Origin of the sequence: Apilactobacillus kunkeei (genome assembly GCF_005930975.1) — a bacterium.
GTDB classification, from domain to species: Bacteria; Bacillota; Bacilli; order Lactobacillales; family Lactobacillaceae; genus Apilactobacillus; species Apilactobacillus kunkeei_E.
In genome coordinates, this window is record NZ_VBSE01000040.1 from 1 (window position 1) to 21,322 (window position 21,322).

Genomic DNA, 21,322 nt, shown 5'->3' on the forward strand with positions numbered 1-21,322 from the left:
TTAATTCTTACAACCAAGTTGTAAGTTCCTTACACATCATCGATTATCAATCTTGTTCAGTTTTCAAAGATCTACCATTTCATAACTTGCTGTCTCAATTGACAACTTATTAATCATACCATTATATCAAAGGCATGTCAACGACTTTTTTTAATGGCTATTGCGTAGTATCAACAACGCAACTCATTTATAATATCAAATCAATGACATCGTGTCAACATGTTTTGAAAAATTAATTGTTGCTGGTTAGTAATCATATTTGATTACCTCTCTCAACAACAAATAATATTATGCCAGGTAACCCTTATAAAGTCAACACTTCTATGCAAATAAAATAAAAAAGGTAGGTTGAATTAATCAACCTACCTTTAAATGACTATTTCGTTATTTAATTCTAGCTAAGAAGTACTTCTTTTTACCTCTTCTAACAACTACGAACTTACCGTCAAATGATGCACTTGGATCAATTTCAAAATCAACATCGTCAATTTTTTCTCCATTAATACGGATAGCACCGTTGCTTACATCTTCTCTAGCCTGTCTTCTTGATGGTTCGATTGAAGTACCGTCTGCTAACCATTCAACAATGTTCTTCTTGTCTGCACTAACTTCAACAGAAGGCATGTTCTTGAATCCAGTTTCTACTTCAGCAGTAGTTAAATCTTGAACGTTTCCTGAGAATAATGCCTCGGTAATGTTTTGTGCTTCAACTACAGCATCCTTACCATGAACGAATTCAGTTACTTCTTCGGCTAAACGACGTTGAGCTGCTCTCTTCCATGGTTCGTTCTTAACTTGTTCTTCCAGTTCTTCAATTTCTTCTTTATTTAAGAAAGTAAAGTACTTCAAGTACTTGATAACATCCCTGTCATCTGTGTTAATCCAGAATTGGTAGAATTCATAAGGAGTTGTCTTTTCAGGATCAAGCCATACAGCTCCACCTTCAGTTTTACCAAACTTAGTTCCATCTGCCTTAAGCATTAATGGAATCGTTAAACCGAATGCTTTAGCATCTGCACCTTGAGTCTTATGAATTAACTCGATACCCCCAGTAATGTTCCCCCATTGATCGGCACCACCGATTTGTAATTCAACACCATTATTCTTGTATAGGTGTTCAAAGTCCATTGCCTGTAGAATTTGATAGGTAAATTCAGTGTATGAGATACCTGTTTCTAGACGACTTGAAACAATTTCCTTGTTTAACATAGTGTTAACGTTGAAACGTTTACCGTAAATACGAAGGAAGTCTAATAATGATAGTTTTGAAGTCCAGTCGTAGTTGTTAACAATTTGGAACTTACCATCTTCACCAAACAAACTCTTCATTTGGTTAGTTAAGCATTCTTCATTGTGCTTAACTTGTTCCATACTTTGTAACTTTCTTTCAGCTTTCTTACCTGATGGGTCACCGATTGAACCAGTAGCACCACCAATTAGGATTACAGGTTTGTATCCAGCCAATTGGAATCTCTTTAAAATCATGAAGGGAATTAAATGTCCAACATGCATACTATCACCAGTTGGGTCAATTCCTGCATATAGGCCAATTTTCTTTTCATTTACTTCTTTCTTTAGGCCTTCAGCATCAGTTTGTTGATTAATAGCACCACGCCATTGTAAATCATCAATAATGTCCATGTTTCTTCCTCCTAATAAAAAAGTCCCTGACAAATAAATTGTCAGGGACGAAATTTTTTGTTAATCCGCGTTACCACCCAAGTTATCGCATAAATATGCAATCTCTTTCAATCATTTATAACGAAATGACTCGTCCAATAACGGAAAGCTCTGTAGGTGTAATTCTTCAACGCGTTTGCCTAGTTCGCATCTCCACTAGGTTTCTGAATACACAAATCGCATTAAATACTGGTAACTACTTCTTAGCTTTATATTTAATAGATACTATCATAATAATCAGCAAAGAAATAAAAGTCAACACTATTTAATTTGGCTTAGCTTTTGCTTGATTTCAGGCATCATCTTTTGAAGAGCTTCAGCTTGAGCTTTTTGAGTAAATTCGGCAGTTGCCTTCTTAACTAGTGCCTTTTTTTGTGCACCTGTCATCTTAGGGTTCTTCATCATTGCTGCCTTCACTTGAGCTTGAACGTATTGTTCAGCCGCCATCTTCATTTTGGCTTGAGCATCAGTGTTTGAACCACTAATTTCTTTGATGATTGCAGGTAATTGTTTTGCTTGGTTAACTGTTAAAGTCATCCAGCTCTTTGGAACGTAGAAGTAATTGATTGTTTTTACTCTAGTTGGTTTTTGTGCTAAACCAAACCATAGGCGATTAGCACTTGAGTTGTATTCATACTTAACAGTCTTAGTTACTAGCTTAGCCTTAGTATTATTAATAGTAATAATCTTGTTTTCGACCTTATCAGTACCAGTGTGTGATGGTTTAGTTACCTTTTCATCAGTACGGTAAATAACTACCTTATCTTTACCAGAAGTACCAATTGGTTGATAAAGTAGAATATCCATACCTTTGTCAGAACTAGAAACTAATTTGAATGAAGTTTCGTGACTAACTTTATGCATACCATAGTGATCATGGAAGTTAATAGTAATGAAGAAAGTTGAAAGGATAAATAGTCCTGCGAACACGATTGAAGTAATAGCGTGCAATACCTTGTTGCTAGTTAATAGGTTAAAACAAATAAAGAATAGAAATGCTGAAATGCATAATACAAATAAAATCATTATTTATTTACCCCCTTTTTATTGTCATGTAGCCAGAAGCTAGCAATGAATCCAACTACGATAAAGAATGCAGCTACCCAAAATGCAGCATGGTAACCACTTAAAGTAGCGTTAATTGCTGAATCCTTGTAAGCCAATGGATCTAGTTTTAATAGTGACTTAGCAGGCATGTTGCTTGTAGTTACGTTTGAAAGAATTGAAACCAATACAGCAGTGGCAATGGCAGCACCTACTTGTCTTACAGTATTGTTAACTGCAGTACCATGGTTAATCTTGTCGTCAGGTAATGCATTCATACCATAAGTAGTTGAAGGCATCATTACAAGAGCCATACCAAATGTTCTTACAGCATACAAGATAATAATGTAAGCAATTCCTGTGTCTGAAGTAATGTATGCGAATGGTAATGTTCCAAAGAATAATAGAATTAAACCTGTAGTAATTAGTTTCTTAGCACCATGCTTATCAAAAATTGCACCGGCAAATGGAGATACAACCCCCATCATTAAAGCACCAAGTAATAGACTTAGTCCTGAATGGAAAGCATTCATACCACGAACAATTTGTAGGTATAAAGGTAATACCATTTCAAAACCAACTAAAGCCATCATCGTAATTGATGATAGGATAGTTGCAATTGAGAACTTAGCTGACTTGAATACCTTGACGTCTAAGAATGGTTTTTCCATCACTAATTGACGCCATACAAACAATACAATAAAAATTGCACCAATAATTAATGTAGAGATAACAGTTGCGCTACCCCATCCATCAGTTCCAACTTCTGAGAAACCGTAAAGTGCACTACCAAAACCAATGGTTGAAAGAATTAATGATAACACGTCAATCTTTTCCTTATTAGTAGGTAGAATTGGACGCATGTAGTATAGACCTAATAAAATCACAATGGCGACGATTGGAATAATAATTCCAAATAGATCACGCCATGAGTAGTTAATTAAAATCCAGCCTGATAGAGTTGGTCCAATTGCAGGAGCTAAACCGATAACAACACCGGATAATCCCATTGCTGCCCCACGTTTTTCAGGAGGGAAGATTCTTAGCATGATAGTTTGTAGCAATGGCATTGTTACACCAACACCAAGTGCTTGAATTAAACGAGCTGCTAACAAAGTCCCAAAGTTAGGAGCGAAGAAAGCTAACACAGTTCCCGCTTCAAAAATTGACATAGCTCCTAAATATAACCACTTAGTGTTAACACGATTTGACAACCATGCACTAACTGGGATAGCAATCCCGTTTACCAACATAAATCCAGAAGTTAACCATTGAACAGTTGAAGTGCTAATGTCAAAGTCTTTCATTAATGTAGGAAAAGCAGTTGCTAAAATTGTTTGATTTAAAATGGTACAAAAAGTACCAACCAATAAAATCACAACAAGCATAATCTTGTTGTATGATTTACCGTTTGCATCTACATTCATAATCTAAACCCCTTTTCATTAATATTTTTATTTTCTCTATAAATTTCGACAATAACTAATATACAACTGACATTTTTTATTGTCAACAAATTTGACAAAGATATTAAAAAATATATAATAATTATTGATTATGTGACACCATTCAGAAAAAATTAAGAAATTTAAGAAAAAAAGGATGTGAGATTGTGGAAGAAAAATATAGTAAGGAAGATATCCAAGACTACTCCAACCGCATTCATAATTTAATGCAAGATCTTGACCTATCAATTGGTATTGGCGGATTGTCTAGAACCTGTAACGTGTCTCAAAGTAAGATTAGATATTGGGAACAAAAAGGATATATTCACTGTCAGAAGGGTAATAAAAATACAAGCCATCGTTATCCATATTCATCAATCATTAAGGTAGAATTAATTAAATCTTTTTTGAACTCCGGATACACACTTGCTAAGGCAGCTGAAAAAGCAGAAGTTTTTGATAAAACTGGGAGCCTCCTTCATAGAATCGCTAAACAGCGTTTTAACTGCATTGATGTGATTGATGAACGTCCCGCAATTGATATGGGTCCTCTGAAAGATGATCCAAAAAAACATATCTACTTTGTCGACTATGACGGCAGCTTAGAGGCTCAAATTATTAAGAAAAAATAAAAATGAATTCCAAGTATGGAATTCATTTTTTATTTGTAATAATATTGAAATAATTGAGGTTCATAGCTTTGATATATTAGGAATTTTAATTTATAATTAAAGTATGATAAATATATGGTTTTTTAAGTCATACATATGAACAACACGCTAAAATATCTTATTGTATTCTAATATCTTTTTTAGTGGTCCTTAAAGGAGGAATTCATTTATAATGTGGTTTTTAGATATTATTAACGATTTCATTATCGGGTATCCAATTGTTGTGTCAGCAATTTGGATTGTCGGGGCGCTATACAGTAACATCTACCGCCGTTCTGAAAGATTCGCCAAAGTGGATGGATCTGAACTAGTTTCAATTCTAGTTCCCGCTCATAACGAAAGTGATACGTTAAATGAAGCGATTTCTGCAATTTCAAACATTGACTATAAGAATTTTGAGGTTGTTTTAATTGATGATAAAAGTGATGACGATACATTAGATATTATGTACAAGTTACAAAAGCAATATGCTAGTCAATTCAAAATCAAAGTCGTTGCAATCGATGTTAACCAAGGTAAGGCAAATGCAATGAACGAAGGATTTAAAATTGCTAAAGGCCAATATGTTATTGGTATCGATTCAGATTCCCTACTAGCAGCTAACTCAGTAACTGAACTAGTTAAGACACTTAAGACTAATCCAAAACTAGGTGCTGTTGCTGGTAAACCAGTTGTTAGAAATAGAACTACGGTTTTAGGTCGTTTACAACTTCTTGAATATATCGGTGTTATCGATATTATCAAAAAAGCTCAATCATACCTATATGGACGTATCAATACCGTTTCTGGTGTTATTGTTGGTTTTAGACGTGAAGCACTAGAAGACGTAGGTGGATGGCATACTGATGTTATTACTGAAGATATTGATATTACTTGGAGAATGTATCGTAAGGGTTGGAGCGTTAGTTACCAACCTACAGCAATCTGTTGGATTCTAGTTCCAGAAAACACTAGAAACTTAATTAAACAACGTCGTCGTTGGGCTCGTGGTGGTATGGAAGTTATTGCTAAGAACAAGGATCTTCTACTACATGGTTCAATTACTCAAAAAGCTTTAATGTACGAAACAATCATCAGTAGTACTTGGGCTGTTTTAACTGCATTAAGTACTATCTCTTATTTCTTCAACCTATTATTAATTCATGAAGTTCAATTAGATGGTGACGTCTTATTAGTACTTATTATCGTCAGTATCTTACAATTCTTTATTGGTTTCTATGGTTCACACGAAACTGCCCTACTAAGCTTCGTCGACTTATTATTGATTCCTGCTTACATTGTTTACTACTGGATGGTTAACTTAATTTCATGTATCTTGGCTTTAGTTTCATTCTTCCTAGATCCTGAAAATGTGGGTACCTGGAGTAGTCCAGACCGGGGGGTAAAATAATTATGAAGAAAGATTTGAGAAAAGATTACGAAAGATTCGTAATTAGAAAGAGCATTAGTCCGTTAAGACGTTTAGTTCACTTTATTTTATTTACTGCTTTATGGATTTATGTTGCCTTTGTTTTAGTCGTAAACTTCGCTTTTCTATTTGGTTTCTACAGTGACGATTTCGTTAGTTTCTACCTATTATTAAATCTAAACTATGATTTATACATTAAACTATTAATTTCAATTGCTGGATTAATTATTGTCACTGCAATATACTCAACGTTTAGATTAGTTTATTTACGGAGGTTAAACAAAGATGTCAAATAAGAAGCAAAAAATGACAAGAAAGCAACGTAAGATTATTGTTATTATTCTAGCAATCATTTTATTTGTACTTATGTCATTTACTATTCACAGATCTGTTGCTTACGATAAAGGTAGTAGTGAATACTATGGATTAACTAAGCAAGAAGCAAAAGCAAAAAACGGTATCTTGGTATTTTGTTACCACCGTATCTTAAAGAACAACCTAGGGGTTAACGTTTCAAGAACCCTATCAACCAATTCACAACTTCACGATTTCGATGTGCCCGCTAACGAATTCAAAGAACAAATGGAATTCTTACACAAGCACAACATCAAGGTTATCTCTGGTGCTGAAATGGTCAAGATGACCAATTCAAAGAAACCAATCAAAGGTAAATATGCTGTACTAACATTTGATGATATTGATAGAACTACTATTGATAACGCTATTCCAATTATGAAAAAGTACAACTATCCTTTCACTACTTTTATTATCACTGGTAACACTGGTAGATATCGTGAAGGTACTCAACTAGCTACATGGTCACAAATTCACGAAGCTAGAAAAGAAGCTGGTAACCTGATGACAATTGGTGTTCACACCAATAATATGCATTATCTTACTTCAAACTTAATTCCAGTGTTTAACCTACCTAAGAACTACGATCGATTTACAAAGGACTTTGTTAAGTCTAGAAAAGTGCTAAAGGCACATACTGGTATTTATGCTGATTCATTTGCCTATCCTTATGGTGGTGGTACTCCTAGAATCTCACAATTCTTGGCAAGACAACCTCATCTAGGATGGGTTGGAACACTAGATTCCGGTACTGTTTACAACAATGGTAACGGTAATCATACTGATCCAATCTACACACCAAGAATGATTATTAATACAAATAGTTGGCCAAGTATCAGAGAATGGTTCTCAAAGAAAAGTTAATTAAAAAAAGCCATACGACTTAATCGTATGGCTTTTTTAGTATCCTTTTTTGCGCAAATAAAGAAGCCCTCAGACGAGGACTTCTTTTTGTTTATTATTTGTCTAATTTTGTCTTGTTTTGAACTTCTAGTTTATCGTTAAATTCGTAAACTACAGGTTCACCCGTCTTCATTTCAAGATCCATGATGTCGTCATCAGAGATTCTTTCAATGTACTTGCTTAATGCACGTAGTGAGTTACCGTGCGCAGCGATGATAACGTTTTTGCCATCTAATAGCTTAGGAGCAATTTCGTCAGCCCATAGAGGCATAACACGTTCTAAAGTAACCTTTAGGTTTTCACCACCAGGAATCAAGTTAGGATCTAGGTCCTTGTAACGACGGTCGTTTACAGCTGAACCTTCGTCATCTGCACTCAATAGTGGAGGTAGTGTGTCGTATGAACGACGCCAAATGTGAACTTGTTCGTCTCCGTACTTTTCAGCAGTTTCTTTCTTGTTTAGACCTTGTAAACGACCGTAGTGACGTTCGTTTAGTCTCCAAGTCTTAGTTTCAGGTACCCATAGTTGGTCTGATTCTTCTAAGGCGTAATGTAATGTCTTGATAGCACGAGTTAGAACTGAAGTATATGCGTAATCAAATTCTAGTCCTGCCTTCTTAACTAATTTACCAGCTTCTTTAGCTTCTTCTACACCCTTATCGCTTAGGTCAACATCTTCCCAACCAGTGAATTGGTTTGAAAGGTTCCATTGACTTTGTCCGTGACGGATTAATACAAGTTTTGACATAGGTCGAAAACCCCTTTCTATTTCTTAAATCAACAATACTATTTTACATCAAAAGTAAAAAATTTACATCCTATTTAACAATTCTCTTTATATTTATTGATTTTTTATTTTCGCCTTTCACTCCCAAAATTTCTAGGAAGAAAGCCAAAATTGGTACAGAGACGATTAATCCCCATGTTCCAAAAATTTCTTCACCAATAAGTAAAGCACAAAATGTATAGAAAATTGGTAATTCTGTTCTAGAAGACATTAGTTTTGGATTTAAAATATATGCTTCTAGGAAGTGGACAACTGCAATCATGATAATTAGATAAATGATGTACTTAAATCCACCTACAGAGTAACCCACAATTGATAAAGGTACCAATGAAATAATTACCCCAGCAACAGGCACTAAGCTTAGGAAAAAGATCATAATTGATAGAATTACCAATTGTGGAATTCCCATAAATGCCATGATTAAGGTAGTAAAAACGGTATTAAATAACGCAATCAAAAATTGTGCTTCTAGCACTACACCAAATGTCTTGGTAAATGTCTTAGCAAAGTAGTAGACGTCTTGGAAGAACCATGAAAATTCTGCATTCAAGAAACGTTTGCTAAACTCACCCATTGATTTTTCTTCTAGTGTAAAGAAGAAACTCAAAATTAGAGATAAGAAGAATGTCACTCCCATTTGACCTATGCTAGATACATATTGAAGAATAATTGAGAAGCTCCCCTTCACTTCACTTAAGAAGTTAGAACGGTGAATGAACTGAACAATCATGTCTTTAATTTGGCTAGTACCGTGAAGATTATTTGGATCTTCATAAAAATCAATAATGTGCTTTGATGCTGTAACAGCTTGGTCGTAAATTACCGGTGAGTAAATCGCAACCGCACTGACTACCCCAGCAATGAATAGTAGATAAGTCAAAATGACTAAGATAGGCGCTGGAATTTTAATATATCTTCTAACAAAGCCAACCCATTTGGTGACTAATAACGAGAAGATAAAGGTTAGTAGTAACATACTCATCATTGAGCGCATTAGATATAAAACAAAGATTATAAAAATTAATACACACCAACGCCTTAATTTAACGTTGGCTAAAAATTTATCCCACAGTTTCATAATTCACCCCGCTATTTAGTTATGTTTTAATTATAACATTTTACACTATAAAAAATAATGAAATTAGTCGGAGTCTTTACTTACATAAAGTCCCCTCATAAGAGTATAATGGGTTCGTGGTTTTATTAATAAAGAAAGGACTGTTCTCATGTTTGAAAAAACTTTTTTTAAAACATTTTTTAAACACGGATTTAATGAACCAATCCAAGTAAATTATTGGGACGGCAAATCTGAAAAATATGGTGAAGGTGAGCCTAAGGCTACCATCACTATGAAAGAACCAATTCCGATCAAGGATATTAGAAAGAATGCTTCTATCGCATTGGGAGAAGCTTACATGGACGGAAAAATCGATGTTGACGGAAGTATCGAAGACTTAATCGTTTCTGCATACCAAAAGTCAACTAGTTTTATTCGTGACCATAAATACATTAATTTCCTACCTAAGCAAAATCATAACGAGTCCACTAGTAAGAAGGACATTCAAAGTCACTACGATATCGGTAATGACTTCTATAAGATTTGGTTAGATAAGACAATGACCTATTCATGTGCTTACTTTGAAAATCCTGACGATGACTTGTACGATGCTCAAATGCAAAAAGTACACCACATTATCAAGAAACTAAATCCTAAGCCAGGTCGTACCCTACTAGACATTGGTTGTGGTTGGGGTACATTAATGCTAACTGCTGCTAAAGAATACGGACTGAAAGTAGTCGGTGTTACGTTAAGTCAAGAACAATGCGATTACGTAAACGCTCAAATTGAAAAATTCGGTTTACAAGATCAAGCTGAAGTTCGCTTACAAGATTACCGTCAACTAGGTGATGAACACTTTGACTACATCACTTCAGTTGGTATGTTTGAGCACGTTGGTAAAGAAAACCTAAACGAATACTTCTCATGCATTAACAAATACCTAAAGGACCATGGTGTTGCTTTGATTCACGGAATTACAAGACAACAAGGTGGAGCCTACAATGGTTGGATTAACAAGTACATCTTCCCTGGTGGATACGTTCCAGGTATGACTGAAAACCTAGATCACATCATTAACAATGGTCTTCAAATCTATGACTTAGAATCATTAAGAAGACACTACCAATATACATTGGAACACTGGGACAAGAACTTTAACGATCATATTGATGAAGTTAAAGAAGTCATGGGTGATGATGAACGCTTCTTAAGAATGTGGGACTTATACCTAAAGACATGTGCTGGTTCATTCAAGGCTGGTAACATTGACGTTATGCAATACTTAATCTCAAAGGGTCCTTCAGGACAAGAACTACCAATTACTAGAGATTACATGTATAAATAATTAAAATAACTATCAAAAACATCGGTGAAAAAATTTCACCGATGTTTTTTTCTTTCGATTATCTTGACATTTATTTCTTACTTATGGTTTAATTATAAAAATTTTAATTATTTTCTAATCTAATTTTAATTTTTAAAATAAAGTACTTTTAAGTAAGGGAGTTGATTCAATATGATAAATGCAACAAAAGATGATTCACCTCAGATGAACGCTGCTAATCTTGCGCACGTTGAAGCTAAATCTGGGTTTAAGGATAGTGTATATTTAGTGTTCAATGGGGTGTCTAATGCGATTTTAGTCACACTAGGTGTTGGTTTATTATTAGGTGCTATTGCTAACTTTGTCCATTGGACTGCATTAGCTGAAATTGGATTAATTTGCCAATACTTAATGGCCCCCGCCATCGGTGCTGCAGTTGCATCACAATTAAAGACTAATACTTTAGTATTATTTAGTTCGATGATTGCCGCTACGGTTGGTGCAAACAATGTATTCTTCACATCTGCTGTGACGAATGCAGTCACAGCAACCGGTCACGTTTTACCTCAACCGGCAGGTTCTGCTGTCTTCATGATTGGCCAACCTGTTAGTGCATTAGGTGGTGCTGTTGTCGCCACCGTCATTGGTAAATACTTAACCGGAAAAACACCTTTGGATATGTTCTTAGTACCATTTGCAGCTACATTTGTGGGTTGTATTGCCGCCTTAGGTTTTGCAACGGTAACTACTCCTGCTCTTGTATGGGTTTCAGGTGTAATTGCAAAGACGATGGTTATCAACCCATTTATTGGGGGATTAGTAATCTCAGTCGTATGGGCAATTTTTCTAATGACCCCTGCCTCATCGGCAGCACTAGCCATTGCTGTTATGTTAGATCCATTATCTTCAGGAGCTGCATTATTAGGAACAACAGCACAATTCGTATCATACACAGTGATGTCATATCGAGTAAACAAACCTGGTGCAAATATCGCTCAAGGTTTAATCACTCCAAAAGTTCAATTTGGTAATATTACCAAGAACCCATACATCGCAGTTCCAGGTATCGTCTCTGCTGCAATTATTGGACCAGTTGGAACATTAGTATTTCATTTCTCAGTATCATACAAGATTGCTGGATTAGGTCTGAACTCACTAATCGCTCCAATTACCCTTGCTTCTCAAAGTATGTCAAAACTAGCTATTTATATAGTATTAGGTATTGTTGTACCAGCTATAATTTCACTGGTACTTGTTCGAGTTCTAAAGGCTGCTCATAAAATCAAGAATGACGATATGAAAATTGATATTGTCTAATCATCAAAAAGTACTGGCGATTATCGCTAGTGCTTTTTTGTATATTTGGAGCCAATGGGACTTCGTTTATCTAAATAAAGGAGTGGATTCAAATGATTGATGTAGCAAAAAAAGATGACCCACAAATCAATAAAGTAAATTCTTTATCTTCAGCCAAAGAAAATATCTTTTTAATTGTGAGTGGAGTCTCCAACGCGATTTTTGTTACGCTGGGTATTGGAATGTTGATAGTTGCAATCGCCAACTTAATACACTGGTCTGCACTAAATCAGATTGGCTTAATTACTCAGGTTCTAATGGCCCCAGCTATTGGAGCTGCTGTTGCACATCAGTTAAAAACAAACACATTGGTTATGTTTAGCTCGATGATTACTGCAACAGTCGGTGCCAATAATGTTTTTTTCAGTGAAAAAACAGTCAATGCAGTTACTGTGACTGGTCATTTGCTATCCCAGCCCATTGGTTCATCTGTATTTATGATTGGACAACCTATCAGTGCATTGGGAGGAGCGATTATCGCAACACTAATCGGTAAAAAATTATCAGGAAAAACTCCACTAGATATGTTTTTAGTACCCTTTTGCGCTACAATGTTTGGTTCAATAATTGCATTAGGATTGGCAGCAATCACAACTCCTGCTTTAGTATGGATATCAAAGATAATTGCAAAAAGTATGATTGTAAACCCATTCGTCGGATCCATCTCCGTTGCATTAGTATGGTCAATCTTCTTAATGACACCAGCTTCGTCTGCGGCATTGGCGATTGCCATCATGTTAGATCCACTATCTTCTGGAGCAGCACTACTCGGGACTACCGCCCAATACGTTTCATACACAGTAATGTCTTTTAGAGTTAACCGTCCTGGTGCAAATATTGCCCAAGGTTTAATCACTCCAAAAGTTCAATTTGGTAATATCACAAAAAATCCATATATTTTGATTCCTGGTATGGTATCATCAGCTATTGTCGCACCAATTGGAACAATGTTATTCCATTTTTCTACGACGTACAAACTTGCAGGACTTGGAACTAACTCATTAATAGTTCCACTCAATTTCGCTAGTCAAAGTCTATCTAAACTAACCGTCTATATAATATTAGGTATAATAATGCCTTCTATTATTTCTATAACAATGCTAAAGATATTAAAGGCATGTCATAAAGTAAAAGAAGATGATATGAAGATGCATATTGTATAAAAAACTAAAAAAGCACCGGTCAAACGACCAGTGCTTTTATTTATTCTTAATTTAAATAAATACTGCTAATATTAATACCGCAGCTAATCCCAAAATAACTGATAGCGCCATTGATCTTGTCCAATAAGCAATAATAAACACGATTAAGGCAGCTACTAATTCTGGTGCTTTTCCTGATACCGATAAGGTATATGATGATGTGATACATAAGTCCTTAACAACCAATGAGGTAAATAAGGCAATAGGTATGTAACCCATCCATTCGTTAAACCACTTAGGAATCTTTCTTGTTCTAAAGAAAGCTAGTGGGACGAATCTAGGGATAAAAGCAACCACAAAACATAATATAATCAACCAAAAATGTTGAGTTGAATTCCATTCCATAGAATATCTCCTAATCCGTTTTTAAAGTTATTCAGTCTCTTCTTCTTCATCAAACTTATCTTCAGGGGTACCCGCAGGGTTCTTAAATAAGCGAAGCAAGCGATTCTTCTTGTACTTTTCATAGCGGCTTCTAATCCAAGATTCAACGAAGAATCCAACGAATGAAGCTAACAGAGTTGAAACGACTAATCCTAAAGTGGATTTCATCAATAACATGAATGCAATTGCCAATACAATTGTTAATAGAATGATTAACACCTTTAGTAATGACTTCATTTGCATAACGATCATATAGATAAATAATGCGGTTAGCGCAAAATGAACAACCGTTAGGTTAATTGAAAGTGAGGAACCAACTAAACTACCAATAATAGTACTAATTGTCCATACAACCAAAGCATAATGTTCAATTTGCAATGCATCCTGAGCAGTAAACTTCTTATCAGTTGATAGTTTCAAATAATTTACGGCGTATGTTTCATCATTCAATGAAACGGCAAATAACACAGTAAACCAAAATGACTTACCTTGTAAATATTTAGAAATACTGGATCCTAATAATGCATATCTTAACTCTAGGAAAAACATCATAATCACGATTGATAATAATGGTGAATTAATGGTCAACATGGATGCAATCAAGAATTGCGCACCACCAGAGAAAACCATTAATGATACTAAAGCTGTCAATAAAGTATTAAATCCAGCTGCATGAAGTAAGATACCACATGCAATTCCAATGGGAACGTAGCTAATATTCAAAGGCATTGCCGTCTTCAAGTTGGTTAGCCAACGCGGTTCATTTGGATTTGGTACTTGCTTTGTCAAATAATATTCCCCCGTTTAAAAACAATAGGTCTTAATTTTCAACGATTTATAAACAGTCAGATAAAAATCAAACTTTATATCCTATTATAACGCAAAATAGTTTATTTTATCTAACTTATTTACATAATTTTAATAAAACATCATCATTTTATTATCATAAACACAGTGAATATACTGTTTGTTCAATGTTTGCAATAAAAAAAGAGTTATCATTTTAATAACTCTTTTTTAGAATAAACTAGCAATCCATCTCCACGATCTAACGAAAATATTAGGTTTATCACCGTCATGATTAGCAATTAAATCTATTCGATTGGATACACCTTTCATATATTTTACATTAGAAACTTTAGCAGTGGCAATTTTATCACCTTTATCGAATCCAGCATCAACACTTGATTCATCTGCATATTCACCAGTTGACTTGATATCTTTAATATCTAATTTTTGTTTCTTGGTTAACCATACCCCCTGGGTTGTTGCGACAGCTAAATCGACCGAATCATCTCTACCATTTTCAACTTTAATCTTACCGGTATTTCTACCATCAGTTGCACTCTTAACAGTTTGACCATGAGATAGCTTAACGTAATGATACTTAGCATATACATATTTCATAAGCTTCCTGGTTTGAATGAATCTAGCTGGATCATATTGCCCAGAATTAGGAACTCCCATTACAACAGTGATGATACGGTGACCATTCTTAACAGCTGTTCCCGTAAAGCAGGCCTTAGCAGTATCGGAAGTTCCCGTCTTTAGCCCATCAACTTTAATGTCAGGTAATTCCTGACTTCTACCCTTAATCATCCAGTTCCAGTTTAACATTGTCTGTCCGTCAAACTTGGTGGTATTGGCAGAAGTCGTCTTTAAAACATCCGGATAGTATTTCAAAATCTTCATTGATAATAGTGCCATATCACGAGCCGATAGTTTATTTTCAGCATCAGAAGACACACCTTTGAACCCAAGTGAGCCAACCTCACCATTGGTTAAACCACAGGCAGTATAAATTTTAGCATCGGTAATGCCGATCTTTTTTGCTTCCTTACGCATTAGTAGTGCAAATTTTTGTGTACTGCCCGCAACACCGTATCCTAGTGCCATTGTCGCAGCATTTTCAGAATAGATGGCGGTTTGGTAAAGTTGTCTGATTGTGTATGAGTGACCTAAACGTAGTTTTACATTGGCATAATTATGATTGACACTTAAATTATGGAGCGCCTTATTAATTTTTACTTTGTCATCCCAATGAATTTTACCTTCTTTAATATACTTCAAAGTAACATATAAAGTTAATAGCTTACTCATTGAAGCTGTAGGTAATGATTCATTGATATTTTTAGCGTATAAGACTTGTCCCGTTTGATAATCAATCGCAATCGCAGACTTTGCGGTAAGTGTTAGTGGTTGGTTTGTACTTAATAACTTATCGACTTCTTGGCCTAATTCCTTACTACGCATAATTGCAACTTTTTTTGAAGTGTTAGAATCGGCAGTAGTGGATTGTGTTTCTTGAGCGCTTGCTGTTAAAGGCATTGTGATGAATATAACTAATGCAATTAAAGCAATACTAAGCTTTTGGGCAAGCTTACTTTGCATTATCGATAACCTCCTGTTGCCCTTCTTCATGTTTAGTTGGTGTTAACTTATCACCATGTTTAATTGGTAGATGGAGTGTAAACGTTGTTAATTCATCATTAGATGCCACTGAACAATAACCACCATGGATATTAACAACTTCATATACGATTGCTAATCCAAGTCCGGTCCCTCCAGTTGACTTATTACGTGAGCTTTCGACACGATAGAAACGATCAAAAACGTGTTTAATTGATTCTTCTGGAATCTTTTCACCATCATTAGAGACTTTGATTTCTAGCTCCTTTTCGTTGACACGAAAGCCTTCTACATAAATGTTGTGGCCATCATGACCATACTTCAAAGCGTTATTAATTAGATTATTAATAGCTCGAGCCAAATCGGATGGACTACCATCAATAACTAATTTATCAAAGTTGGTCTTGCTATGCATTTGCATATCTTTTTCCGCCATTTCTAAATCAAACCCGGCAGAAATTTGATCTATCATTGCCTTCATTTCAATTTTTCTGGTATTTAACTTACTATAATCTTTATCAGTAATTTTTGTATATTCAAACAAATCGTCAGCTAAAGTTTTCATCTGTCTAGCCTTTGAATAGGCAATATGAACATACTTAGCCAAATCATCTTCGTTTGTGTATTGTTTGTTTTCAATCAAACCCAAATACCCAATAATTGAAGTTAATGGTGTTCTAATATCGTGTGAAACGTTTGATATTAATTCGTCTTTTGATTTTTCAGTCTTTAATTCTTCAGACATTGAGTGGATAACATTATTAACTAATACATTTATACTCTCAACAATTCGTTGATCATCACCAATAAGCTTATATGGAATTGTGTAATCGAAATTACCATCAGCAATATAGTGCAAATCATTAATAATATGTTGTTCTTGAATACGTTTATAATGCATAAACAAACGAATATACAACACAAACATATCCAGTGCAGCAATCATAACTACAAATCCGTTGCTCCAACTCCATAGTTGGATATGATTCCCTGCAATTAGTGAATTTCCGAAACGAATTAACTGGTTACGCCAATCCGGATGGGTTGTGTAATACACTTCTGTTGCAAAGAAAACCAAGAAATTAACTATCAATATAAATAAACTCGTTAGAATAGCATCAGTTACTAATCCAATTCGTTCTTTATGTGTTAACTTAATTGATTTACTATTATTCTTCATTGATTCTGTATCCTACTCCCCAGACAGTTTCAATAATTTTTTTACCATCTGTAGCTTCTTCAAGCTTATCACGCAAATGACTTACGTGGACCATAACAGTCTTAGCGGAAATAATACTTTCTTGACGCCATACTCGTTCAAAAATTTCATTAGCAGAATATACGCGACCAGGGTGACTTGCTAGTAAATATAAGATTCCAAATTCAATTGCCGTTAATTGAATGGACTTACCATCACTAGTCTTAACTTCATGTGATTCACGGTTAATAGTCAAAGTCGCCACGTTTAATACTTCAGGTTCTCCAACTACTACCTTATCCGTATATCTTCTTAAAATTGAGTGCATACGGGCCATTACTTCAAGTGGATTAAATGGTTTTGTTATGTAGTCATCAGCACCACCAACAAGCCCTTCAATCTTATCAATATCCTCTGTCTTAGCAGATAGAATCATGATTGGTAAACTAATATCTCTTCTTACTCGTTTCAATACTTCGAAACCAGACATTTTAGGCATCATAATGTCCAAAATCATAAGTCCAATATCACTATTCTTTCTTAATTCGGTTAGGGCGGCTTCACCGTCATTTACAATGACTGTTTCGTATCCTTCGTTTCGTATGTAAATCTTTAATAATTCAGCAATTTCTTGATCATCGTCTACTACTAAAACTTTCATCGAGACGCCTTCTTTCTTTTCGTTTATATATTTTTATATTAACACAATATAAGCATTTGTTATATAAATGTAAATAAAAAAGACGCTATTTTTTTAGCGTCCTTTAATGTTTTTAACATTCTTTAATATTTTTAATATTTTATTTGTAATTTGGTGCATCCTTTGTGATTTGAACATCATGAGGATGTGATTCAATTAGACCTGCACTAGTGATTTGAACGAATTGTGCATCGTCGTTCATTGCTTGAATGTCCTTTGATCCAGTGTATCCCATAGCTGCTCTTAGGCCACCAACCATTTGAAAGACAACATCTTTAGCTGAGCCTTTGTATTCAACTCGAGCTTCAATACCTTCAGGAACTAGCTTGTTAGCTTCGTTTACTTCACCTTGGAAGTAGCGGTCAGCTGAACCATGTTGCATAGCTCCAACACTGCCCATCCCACGGTAAGCTTTATACTTAATTCCATTTTCTTCGAAAACTTCACCAGGAGCTTCATCAGTTCCTGATAACATACTACCTAGCATTACCGCGTTACCACCAGCTGCAATGGCCTTAGCAGCATCACCAGAGTACTTGATACCACCATCAGCGATGATTGGCTTGCCCCATTTTCTTGCAACTTCAGCTGCATCGTATACAGCAGTTAGTTGAGGAACTCCAACACCAGCGATAATTCTAGTGGTACAAATTGAACCGGGACCAATACCAACTTTAACTACGTCAACACCAGCTTCAAATAAATCGTTAGTTGCTTCTCCTGTAGCAACGTTACCGGCGATGATAGTCTTATCAGCATACTTAGCTTTAATTTCTTTTACTTTTCTAATAACTCCTGCTGAGTGACCGTGAGCAGTATCAATAATAATGGCGTCAGCACCAGCTGCAAACAAAGCTTCCACACGCTTGAATGTATCTGATGTAACACCGACAGCAGCTGCACATAATAAATGGTTATTAGCATCAACTGCTGCATTAGGGGTTTTGTCGGTCTTTTCTACTGCTTTAACCTTTTTTACCTCTGCAGCTTGATCATCGATAATCATGTTCTTGTGAATTACACCTAATCCACCAACTTCAGCCATAGCAATTGCCATATCTGAGGTTGTAACTGTATCCATACTTGCACTTAAAAATGGTACATTTAGCTTAACGTCATCTGATAAACGAACTGAAGTATCCACATCATTAGGTAAAACGTGACTTTCTGCTGGAATAAGCAATACGTCATCAAATGTTAATCCCTTTTTGGCAAACTTTGTGTTCCAATTATCCATAATCATAAAACCCCTATCTATTTATTTTTTAATGTCTAATATACAAAAAATGTCGGAGAAAATCAAATTTAATTTTCTCCGACATTCTATTTTATCTTCTATTTGGTGTTCTAGGTGTCATCACATTCACTGTAATTTCATAGTTTTTGTGAATCCAAAATGCTGCGAATGCTGAAATTGCAGCTAAAATAAAGTTAACAATTGGTGATACTGCAACGTTAATTCCTGCTTGTGGAATTGAAACAATTAACATGAACGCACCAATCCACACAATTACTGATAAGATTAGCAATCCAAAGCGCACTAGTCCACTGTATTTGTGTTTAACATTTCCATCCAACAATCTAGTCATGATTGGCATAAAGATACCAAATACTAATGAAATTAATACAAGTGACAGGATTCCGACTGATTGTTTATCCTTTGCGTTAGTTTGAATCATCAATGTAATTCCATATAACAAGTTAAAAATTACAAAGAAGAACAATGCATTAAAGATTGCATTAGGTGCAAAATTATCCATCATAGAAATCTTTTTCTTTGGCGGATTCATAATGAAATTGATACGTTCTTCAACAGTTCCATATAAATTACGCGCAGTTGCCCCATGTTTTTGTTCAACTAGTAATTCATCTTTCATTTGGTTAACAATTTCGACCTTACGTTCATCCGATAGCTTAGTCTTTTTTAACTCTTTGTTAAACCTAAACATGTAATCCGAATTACGTTTAGTCAAACCAATCCCATCAAATTGTTGACGAGTCTTTTGTTCTGCTTCATGTCTATTTTGTTGTACATGGGCATTTCTCTTTTCAGTCATTGATGTCGTCCTTTCTGATTAAACGTTGAATCTGAAGTTTACAATGTCGCCATCTTGCATAACATAATCTTTACCTTCAACACGTAGCTTACCAGCTTCTTTAACGGCTTGTTCGCTACCTAGCTTATCTAGATCATCGAAAGCCATTACTTCAGCTCTAATGAATCCACGTTCAAAGTCTGAGTGTATAATTCCAGCAGCTTGAGGAGCTTTAGTGCCCTTTAAGTAAGTCCAAGCCTTTGTTTCCTTACCACCAGCAGTGAAAAATGTTTCTAAACCTAATAGATTGTATGAAGCACGAATTAACTTGTTTAGACCGGGTTCAGTAACTCCTTCAGCTTCTAAGAAAGTAGCTTTGTCTTCATCATCTAATTCAGCAATTTCTTCTTCAGTTTCAGCAGCGATACCGATTGCTTGAGCATTTTCATTAGCTGCGTACTCTTTAACTTGTTGGAAGTACTTTGAACCTTCTGGGTCCGCCATATTATCTTCAGAAATATTAGCAACGTATAAAACTGGCTTTGATGTTAATAAGAATAATCCCTTAACAATCTTTTGTTCATCTTCATCGAAGTCGATTGAACGAACAGGTTTACCAGCTTCTAGAACTGGCTTAATCTTTTCTAGAACAGCTAATTCGGCAAGTGCATCTTCATCCTTACCTTTAGCTGCTTTTTGAACACGACCTAAACGCTTAGTAACTGCATCTAAATCAGAAATACCTAGTTCTAAGTTAATTGTTTCGATATCAGCAATTGGATCAACTTTACCAGTAACGTGGGTAATGTTGTCATCATCAAAAGAACGAACAACGTGCACAATCGCATCCACTTGTCTGATGTTTTCTAGGAACTTATTACCTAGACCTTCACCCTTACTAGCACCTTTAACAATACCTGCAATATCTGTAAATTCGAAGGTAGTTGGAACAATCTTTTTAGCTGGAATTAGTTCTTGAATTCGATCAAGTCTGTCATCTGGAACTTCCACCATCCCTACGTTTGGGTCAATTGTGGCAAATGGATAGTTAGCCATTTCCGCACCAGCCTTAGTAATCGCATTAAATAATGTTGATTTACCGACGTTTGGTAAACCGACAATTCCTGCTGTTAATGACATATTAATAATTCACTCTTTTCTTTAGATTTAGTCTTCATGTGTACTTTGAATTACTTTTTTCATTTTCTTTTCAAATTCACGACGTGGAAGCATAACCACATGGCCGCACTTTTGACATTCAATCTTAATGTCTGCACCCATTCGAATAATCTTCCAACTATTCTCTCCACATGGGTGGGCCTTTTTCATCATGACAACATCATTTAATGAATACATATTGG

At 35.3% G+C, this 21,322-nt stretch carries 21 protein-coding genes; 7 read left to right on the forward strand and 14 right to left on the reverse strand.

Annotated features, from left to right (window positions below):
- Nucleotides 1–384: 384 nt before the first annotated feature.
- The 3 genes from tyrS to FD688_RS04075 form a co-directional block, all read right to left on the reverse strand.
- Complete coding sequence (gene tyrS / locus FD688_RS04065; protein WP_138741891.1) at nt 385–1,641, reverse strand: tyrosine--tRNA ligase; 1,257 nt, start codon at nt 1,639–1,641, stop codon at nt 385–387.
- A 300-nt stretch (nt 1,642–1,941) separates the two neighbouring features.
- The gene (locus FD688_RS04070; protein WP_138741892.1) at nt 1,942–2,706 is read right to left on the reverse strand and encodes a DUF4811 domain-containing protein; all 765 of its coding nucleotides are present in this window, start codon (nt 2,704–2,706) and stop codon (nt 1,942–1,944) included.
- A complete protein-coding gene (locus FD688_RS04075; RefSeq protein ID WP_138741893.1) occupies nt 2,706–4,151 on the reverse strand; it encodes an MDR family MFS transporter in 1,446 nt (481 codons plus the stop codon). Before FD688_RS04075 ends, FD688_RS04070 begins: the two co-directional genes overlap by 1 nt.
- Nucleotides 4,152–4,336: 185 nt before the next feature.
- Here FD688_RS04075 and FD688_RS04080 point away from each other — a divergent pair, with 185 nt between their 5' ends.
- The 4 genes from FD688_RS04080 (at nt 4,337) to FD688_RS04095 (ending at nt 7,466) form a co-directional block, all read left to right on the forward strand.
- Nucleotides 4,337–4,801, forward strand: coding sequence for a MerR family transcriptional regulator (locus tag FD688_RS04080; protein WP_138741894.1), 465 nt, complete (start codon nt 4,337–4,339; stop codon nt 4,799–4,801).
- 211 nt (nt 4,802–5,012) lie between these two features.
- On the forward strand, nt 5,013–6,230 hold the full coding sequence (locus tag FD688_RS04085; RefSeq protein ID WP_138741895.1) for a glycosyltransferase: 1,218 nt from the start codon (nt 5,013–5,015) through the stop codon (nt 6,228–6,230).
- Between the two features lie 2 nt (nt 6,231–6,232).
- On the forward strand, nt 6,233–6,544 hold the full coding sequence (locus tag FD688_RS04090) for a hypothetical protein (protein WP_138741896.1): 312 nt from the start codon (nt 6,233–6,235) through the stop codon (nt 6,542–6,544).
- Entirely contained in the window at nt 6,534–7,466 is a 933-nt protein-coding gene (locus tag FD688_RS04095) for a polysaccharide deacetylase family protein (protein ID WP_225426103.1), read from the forward strand. The genes FD688_RS04090 and FD688_RS04095 overlap by 11 nt, the downstream gene beginning before the upstream one ends.
- A gap of 94 nt (nt 7,467–7,560) precedes the next feature.
- Here FD688_RS04095 and FD688_RS04100 read toward each other — a convergent pair whose 3' ends face one another.
- On the reverse strand, nt 7,561–8,253 hold the full coding sequence (locus tag FD688_RS04100) for a 2,3-diphosphoglycerate-dependent phosphoglycerate mutase (RefSeq protein WP_034532690.1): 693 nt from the start codon (nt 8,251–8,253) through the stop codon (nt 7,561–7,563).
- A gap of 70 nt (nt 8,254–8,323) precedes the next feature.
- Entirely contained in the window at nt 8,324–9,370 is a 1,047-nt protein-coding gene (locus FD688_RS04105; RefSeq protein ID WP_138741897.1) for an AI-2E family transporter, read from the reverse strand.
- Nucleotides 9,371–9,518: 148 nt separating this feature from the next.
- On the opposite strand from FD688_RS04105, the gene FD688_RS04110 reads away from it, so the two are divergent.
- The 3 genes from FD688_RS04110 (at nt 9,519) to FD688_RS04120 (ending at nt 13,195) form a co-directional block, all read left to right on the forward strand.
- Entirely contained in the window at nt 9,519–10,697 is a 1,179-nt protein-coding gene (locus tag FD688_RS04110) for an SAM-dependent methyltransferase (RefSeq protein WP_138741898.1), read from the forward strand.
- A 204-nt stretch (nt 10,698–10,901) separates the two neighbouring features.
- Nucleotides 10,902–11,993, forward strand: a complete 1,092-nt coding sequence (locus tag FD688_RS04115) for a PTS transporter subunit IIC (protein WP_138741951.1) — start codon at nt 10,902–10,904, stop codon at nt 11,991–11,993.
- 92 nt (nt 11,994–12,085) lie between these two features.
- Nucleotides 12,086–13,195 (forward strand): PTS transporter subunit IIC, encoded by a 1,110-nt coding sequence (locus FD688_RS04120; protein WP_138741899.1) that lies wholly within the window; start codon nt 12,086–12,088, stop codon nt 13,193–13,195.
- 51 nt (nt 13,196–13,246) lie between these two features.
- Here FD688_RS04120 and FD688_RS04125 read toward each other — a convergent pair whose 3' ends face one another.
- The 9 genes from FD688_RS04125 to FD688_RS04165 form a co-directional block, all read right to left on the reverse strand.
- A complete protein-coding gene (locus FD688_RS04125; protein WP_138741900.1) occupies nt 13,247–13,579 on the reverse strand; it encodes an AzlD domain-containing protein in 333 nt (110 codons plus the stop codon).
- A 27-nt stretch (nt 13,580–13,606) separates the two neighbouring features.
- A complete protein-coding gene (locus FD688_RS04130; RefSeq protein ID WP_138741952.1) occupies nt 13,607–14,347 on the reverse strand; it encodes an AzlC family ABC transporter permease in 741 nt (246 codons plus the stop codon).
- Between the two features lie 288 nt (nt 14,348–14,635).
- Nucleotides 14,636–16,009 carry a D-alanyl-D-alanine carboxypeptidase family protein gene (locus FD688_RS04135; protein ID WP_190242903.1) on the reverse strand — a complete coding sequence of 458 codons (1,374 nt, stop codon included), beginning with the start codon at nt 16,007–16,009 and terminating at the stop codon, nt 14,636–14,638.
- On the reverse strand, nt 15,999–17,207 hold the full coding sequence (locus FD688_RS04140) for a sensor histidine kinase (protein WP_138741902.1): 1,209 nt from the start codon (nt 17,205–17,207) through the stop codon (nt 15,999–16,001). Before FD688_RS04140 ends, FD688_RS04135 begins: the two co-directional genes overlap by 11 nt.
- Nucleotides 17,197–17,886 (reverse strand): response regulator transcription factor, encoded by a 690-nt coding sequence (locus tag FD688_RS04145; RefSeq protein ID WP_138741903.1) that lies wholly within the window; start codon nt 17,884–17,886, stop codon nt 17,197–17,199. Before FD688_RS04145 ends, FD688_RS04140 begins: the two co-directional genes overlap by 11 nt.
- Nucleotides 17,887–18,025: 139 nt before the next feature.
- Complete coding sequence (gene guaB / locus FD688_RS04150) at nt 18,026–19,162, reverse strand: IMP dehydrogenase (RefSeq protein WP_138741904.1); 1,137 nt, start codon at nt 19,160–19,162, stop codon at nt 18,026–18,028.
- A gap of 91 nt (nt 19,163–19,253) precedes the next feature.
- Entirely contained in the window at nt 19,254–19,982 is a 729-nt protein-coding gene (locus tag FD688_RS04155) for a DUF1129 family protein (protein ID WP_138741905.1), read from the reverse strand.
- An 18-nt stretch (nt 19,983–20,000) separates the two neighbouring features.
- Complete coding sequence (gene ychF / locus FD688_RS04160; RefSeq protein WP_138741906.1) at nt 20,001–21,101, reverse strand: redox-regulated ATPase YchF; 1,101 nt, start codon at nt 21,099–21,101, stop codon at nt 20,001–20,003.
- A 27-nt stretch (nt 21,102–21,128) separates the two neighbouring features.
- Nucleotides 21,129–21,317 carry a DUF951 domain-containing protein gene (locus FD688_RS04165; protein ID WP_138741907.1) on the reverse strand — a complete coding sequence of 63 codons (189 nt, stop codon included), beginning with the start codon at nt 21,315–21,317 and terminating at the stop codon, nt 21,129–21,131.
- Between the last annotated feature and the right edge of the window lie 5 nt (nt 21,318–21,322).

Bases quoted from the DNA above. Each gene is read 5' to 3' on its own strand.
- tyrS (WP_138741891.1), bottom strand. From the start codon at position 1,641: ATGGACATTATTGATGATTTACAATGGCGTGGTGCTATTAATCAACAA.
- FD688_RS04070 (WP_138741892.1), bottom strand. From the start codon at position 2,706: ATGATTTTATTTGTATTATGCATTTCAGCATTTCTATTCTTTATTTGT.
- FD688_RS04075 (WP_138741893.1), bottom strand. From the start codon at position 4,151: ATGAATGTAGATGCAAACGGTAAATCATACAACAAGATTATGCTTGTT.
- FD688_RS04085 (WP_138741895.1), top strand. From the start codon at position 5,013: ATGTGGTTTTTAGATATTATTAACGATTTCATTATCGGGTATCCAATT.
- FD688_RS04090 (WP_138741896.1), top strand. From the start codon at position 6,233: ATGAAGAAAGATTTGAGAAAAGATTACGAAAGATTCGTAATTAGAAAG.
- FD688_RS04095 (WP_225426103.1), top strand. From the start codon at position 6,534: ATGTCAAATAAGAAGCAAAAAATGACAAGAAAGCAACGTAAGATTATT.
- FD688_RS04100 (WP_034532690.1), bottom strand. From the start codon at position 8,253: ATGTCAAAACTTGTATTAATCCGTCACGGACAAAGTCAATGGAACCTT.
- FD688_RS04105 (WP_138741897.1), bottom strand. From the start codon at position 9,370: ATGAAACTGTGGGATAAATTTTTAGCCAACGTTAAATTAAGGCGTTGG.
- FD688_RS04110 (WP_138741898.1), top strand. From the start codon at position 9,519: ATGTTTGAAAAAACTTTTTTTAAAACATTTTTTAAACACGGATTTAAT.
- FD688_RS04115 (WP_138741951.1), top strand. From the start codon at position 10,902: ATGAACGCTGCTAATCTTGCGCACGTTGAAGCTAAATCTGGGTTTAAG.
- FD688_RS04120 (WP_138741899.1), top strand. From the start codon at position 12,086: ATGATTGATGTAGCAAAAAAAGATGACCCACAAATCAATAAAGTAAAT.
- FD688_RS04125 (WP_138741900.1), bottom strand. From the start codon at position 13,579: ATGGAATGGAATTCAACTCAACATTTTTGGTTGATTATATTATGTTTT.
- FD688_RS04130 (WP_138741952.1), bottom strand. From the start codon at position 14,347: ATGCCTTTGAATATTAGCTACGTTCCCATTGGAATTGCATGTGGTATC.
- FD688_RS04135 (WP_190242903.1), bottom strand. From the start codon at position 16,009: ATGCAAAGTAAGCTTGCCCAAAAGCTTAGTATTGCTTTAATTGCATTA.
- FD688_RS04140 (WP_138741902.1), bottom strand. From the start codon at position 17,207: ATGAAGAATAATAGTAAATCAATTAAGTTAACACATAAAGAACGAATT.
- FD688_RS04145 (WP_138741903.1), bottom strand. From the start codon at position 17,886: ATGAAAGTTTTAGTAGTAGACGATGATCAAGAAATTGCTGAATTATTA.
- guaB (WP_138741904.1), bottom strand. From the start codon at position 19,162: ATGGATAATTGGAACACAAAGTTTGCCAAAAAGGGATTAACATTTGAT.
- FD688_RS04155 (WP_138741905.1), bottom strand. From the start codon at position 19,982: ATGACTGAAAAGAGAAATGCCCATGTACAACAAAATAGACATGAAGCA.
- ychF (WP_138741906.1), bottom strand. From the start codon at position 21,101: ATGTCATTAACAGCAGGAATTGTCGGTTTACCAAACGTCGGTAAATCA.
- FD688_RS04165 (WP_138741907.1), bottom strand. From the start codon at position 21,317: ATGTATTCATTAAATGATGTTGTCATGATGAAAAAGGCCCACCCATGT.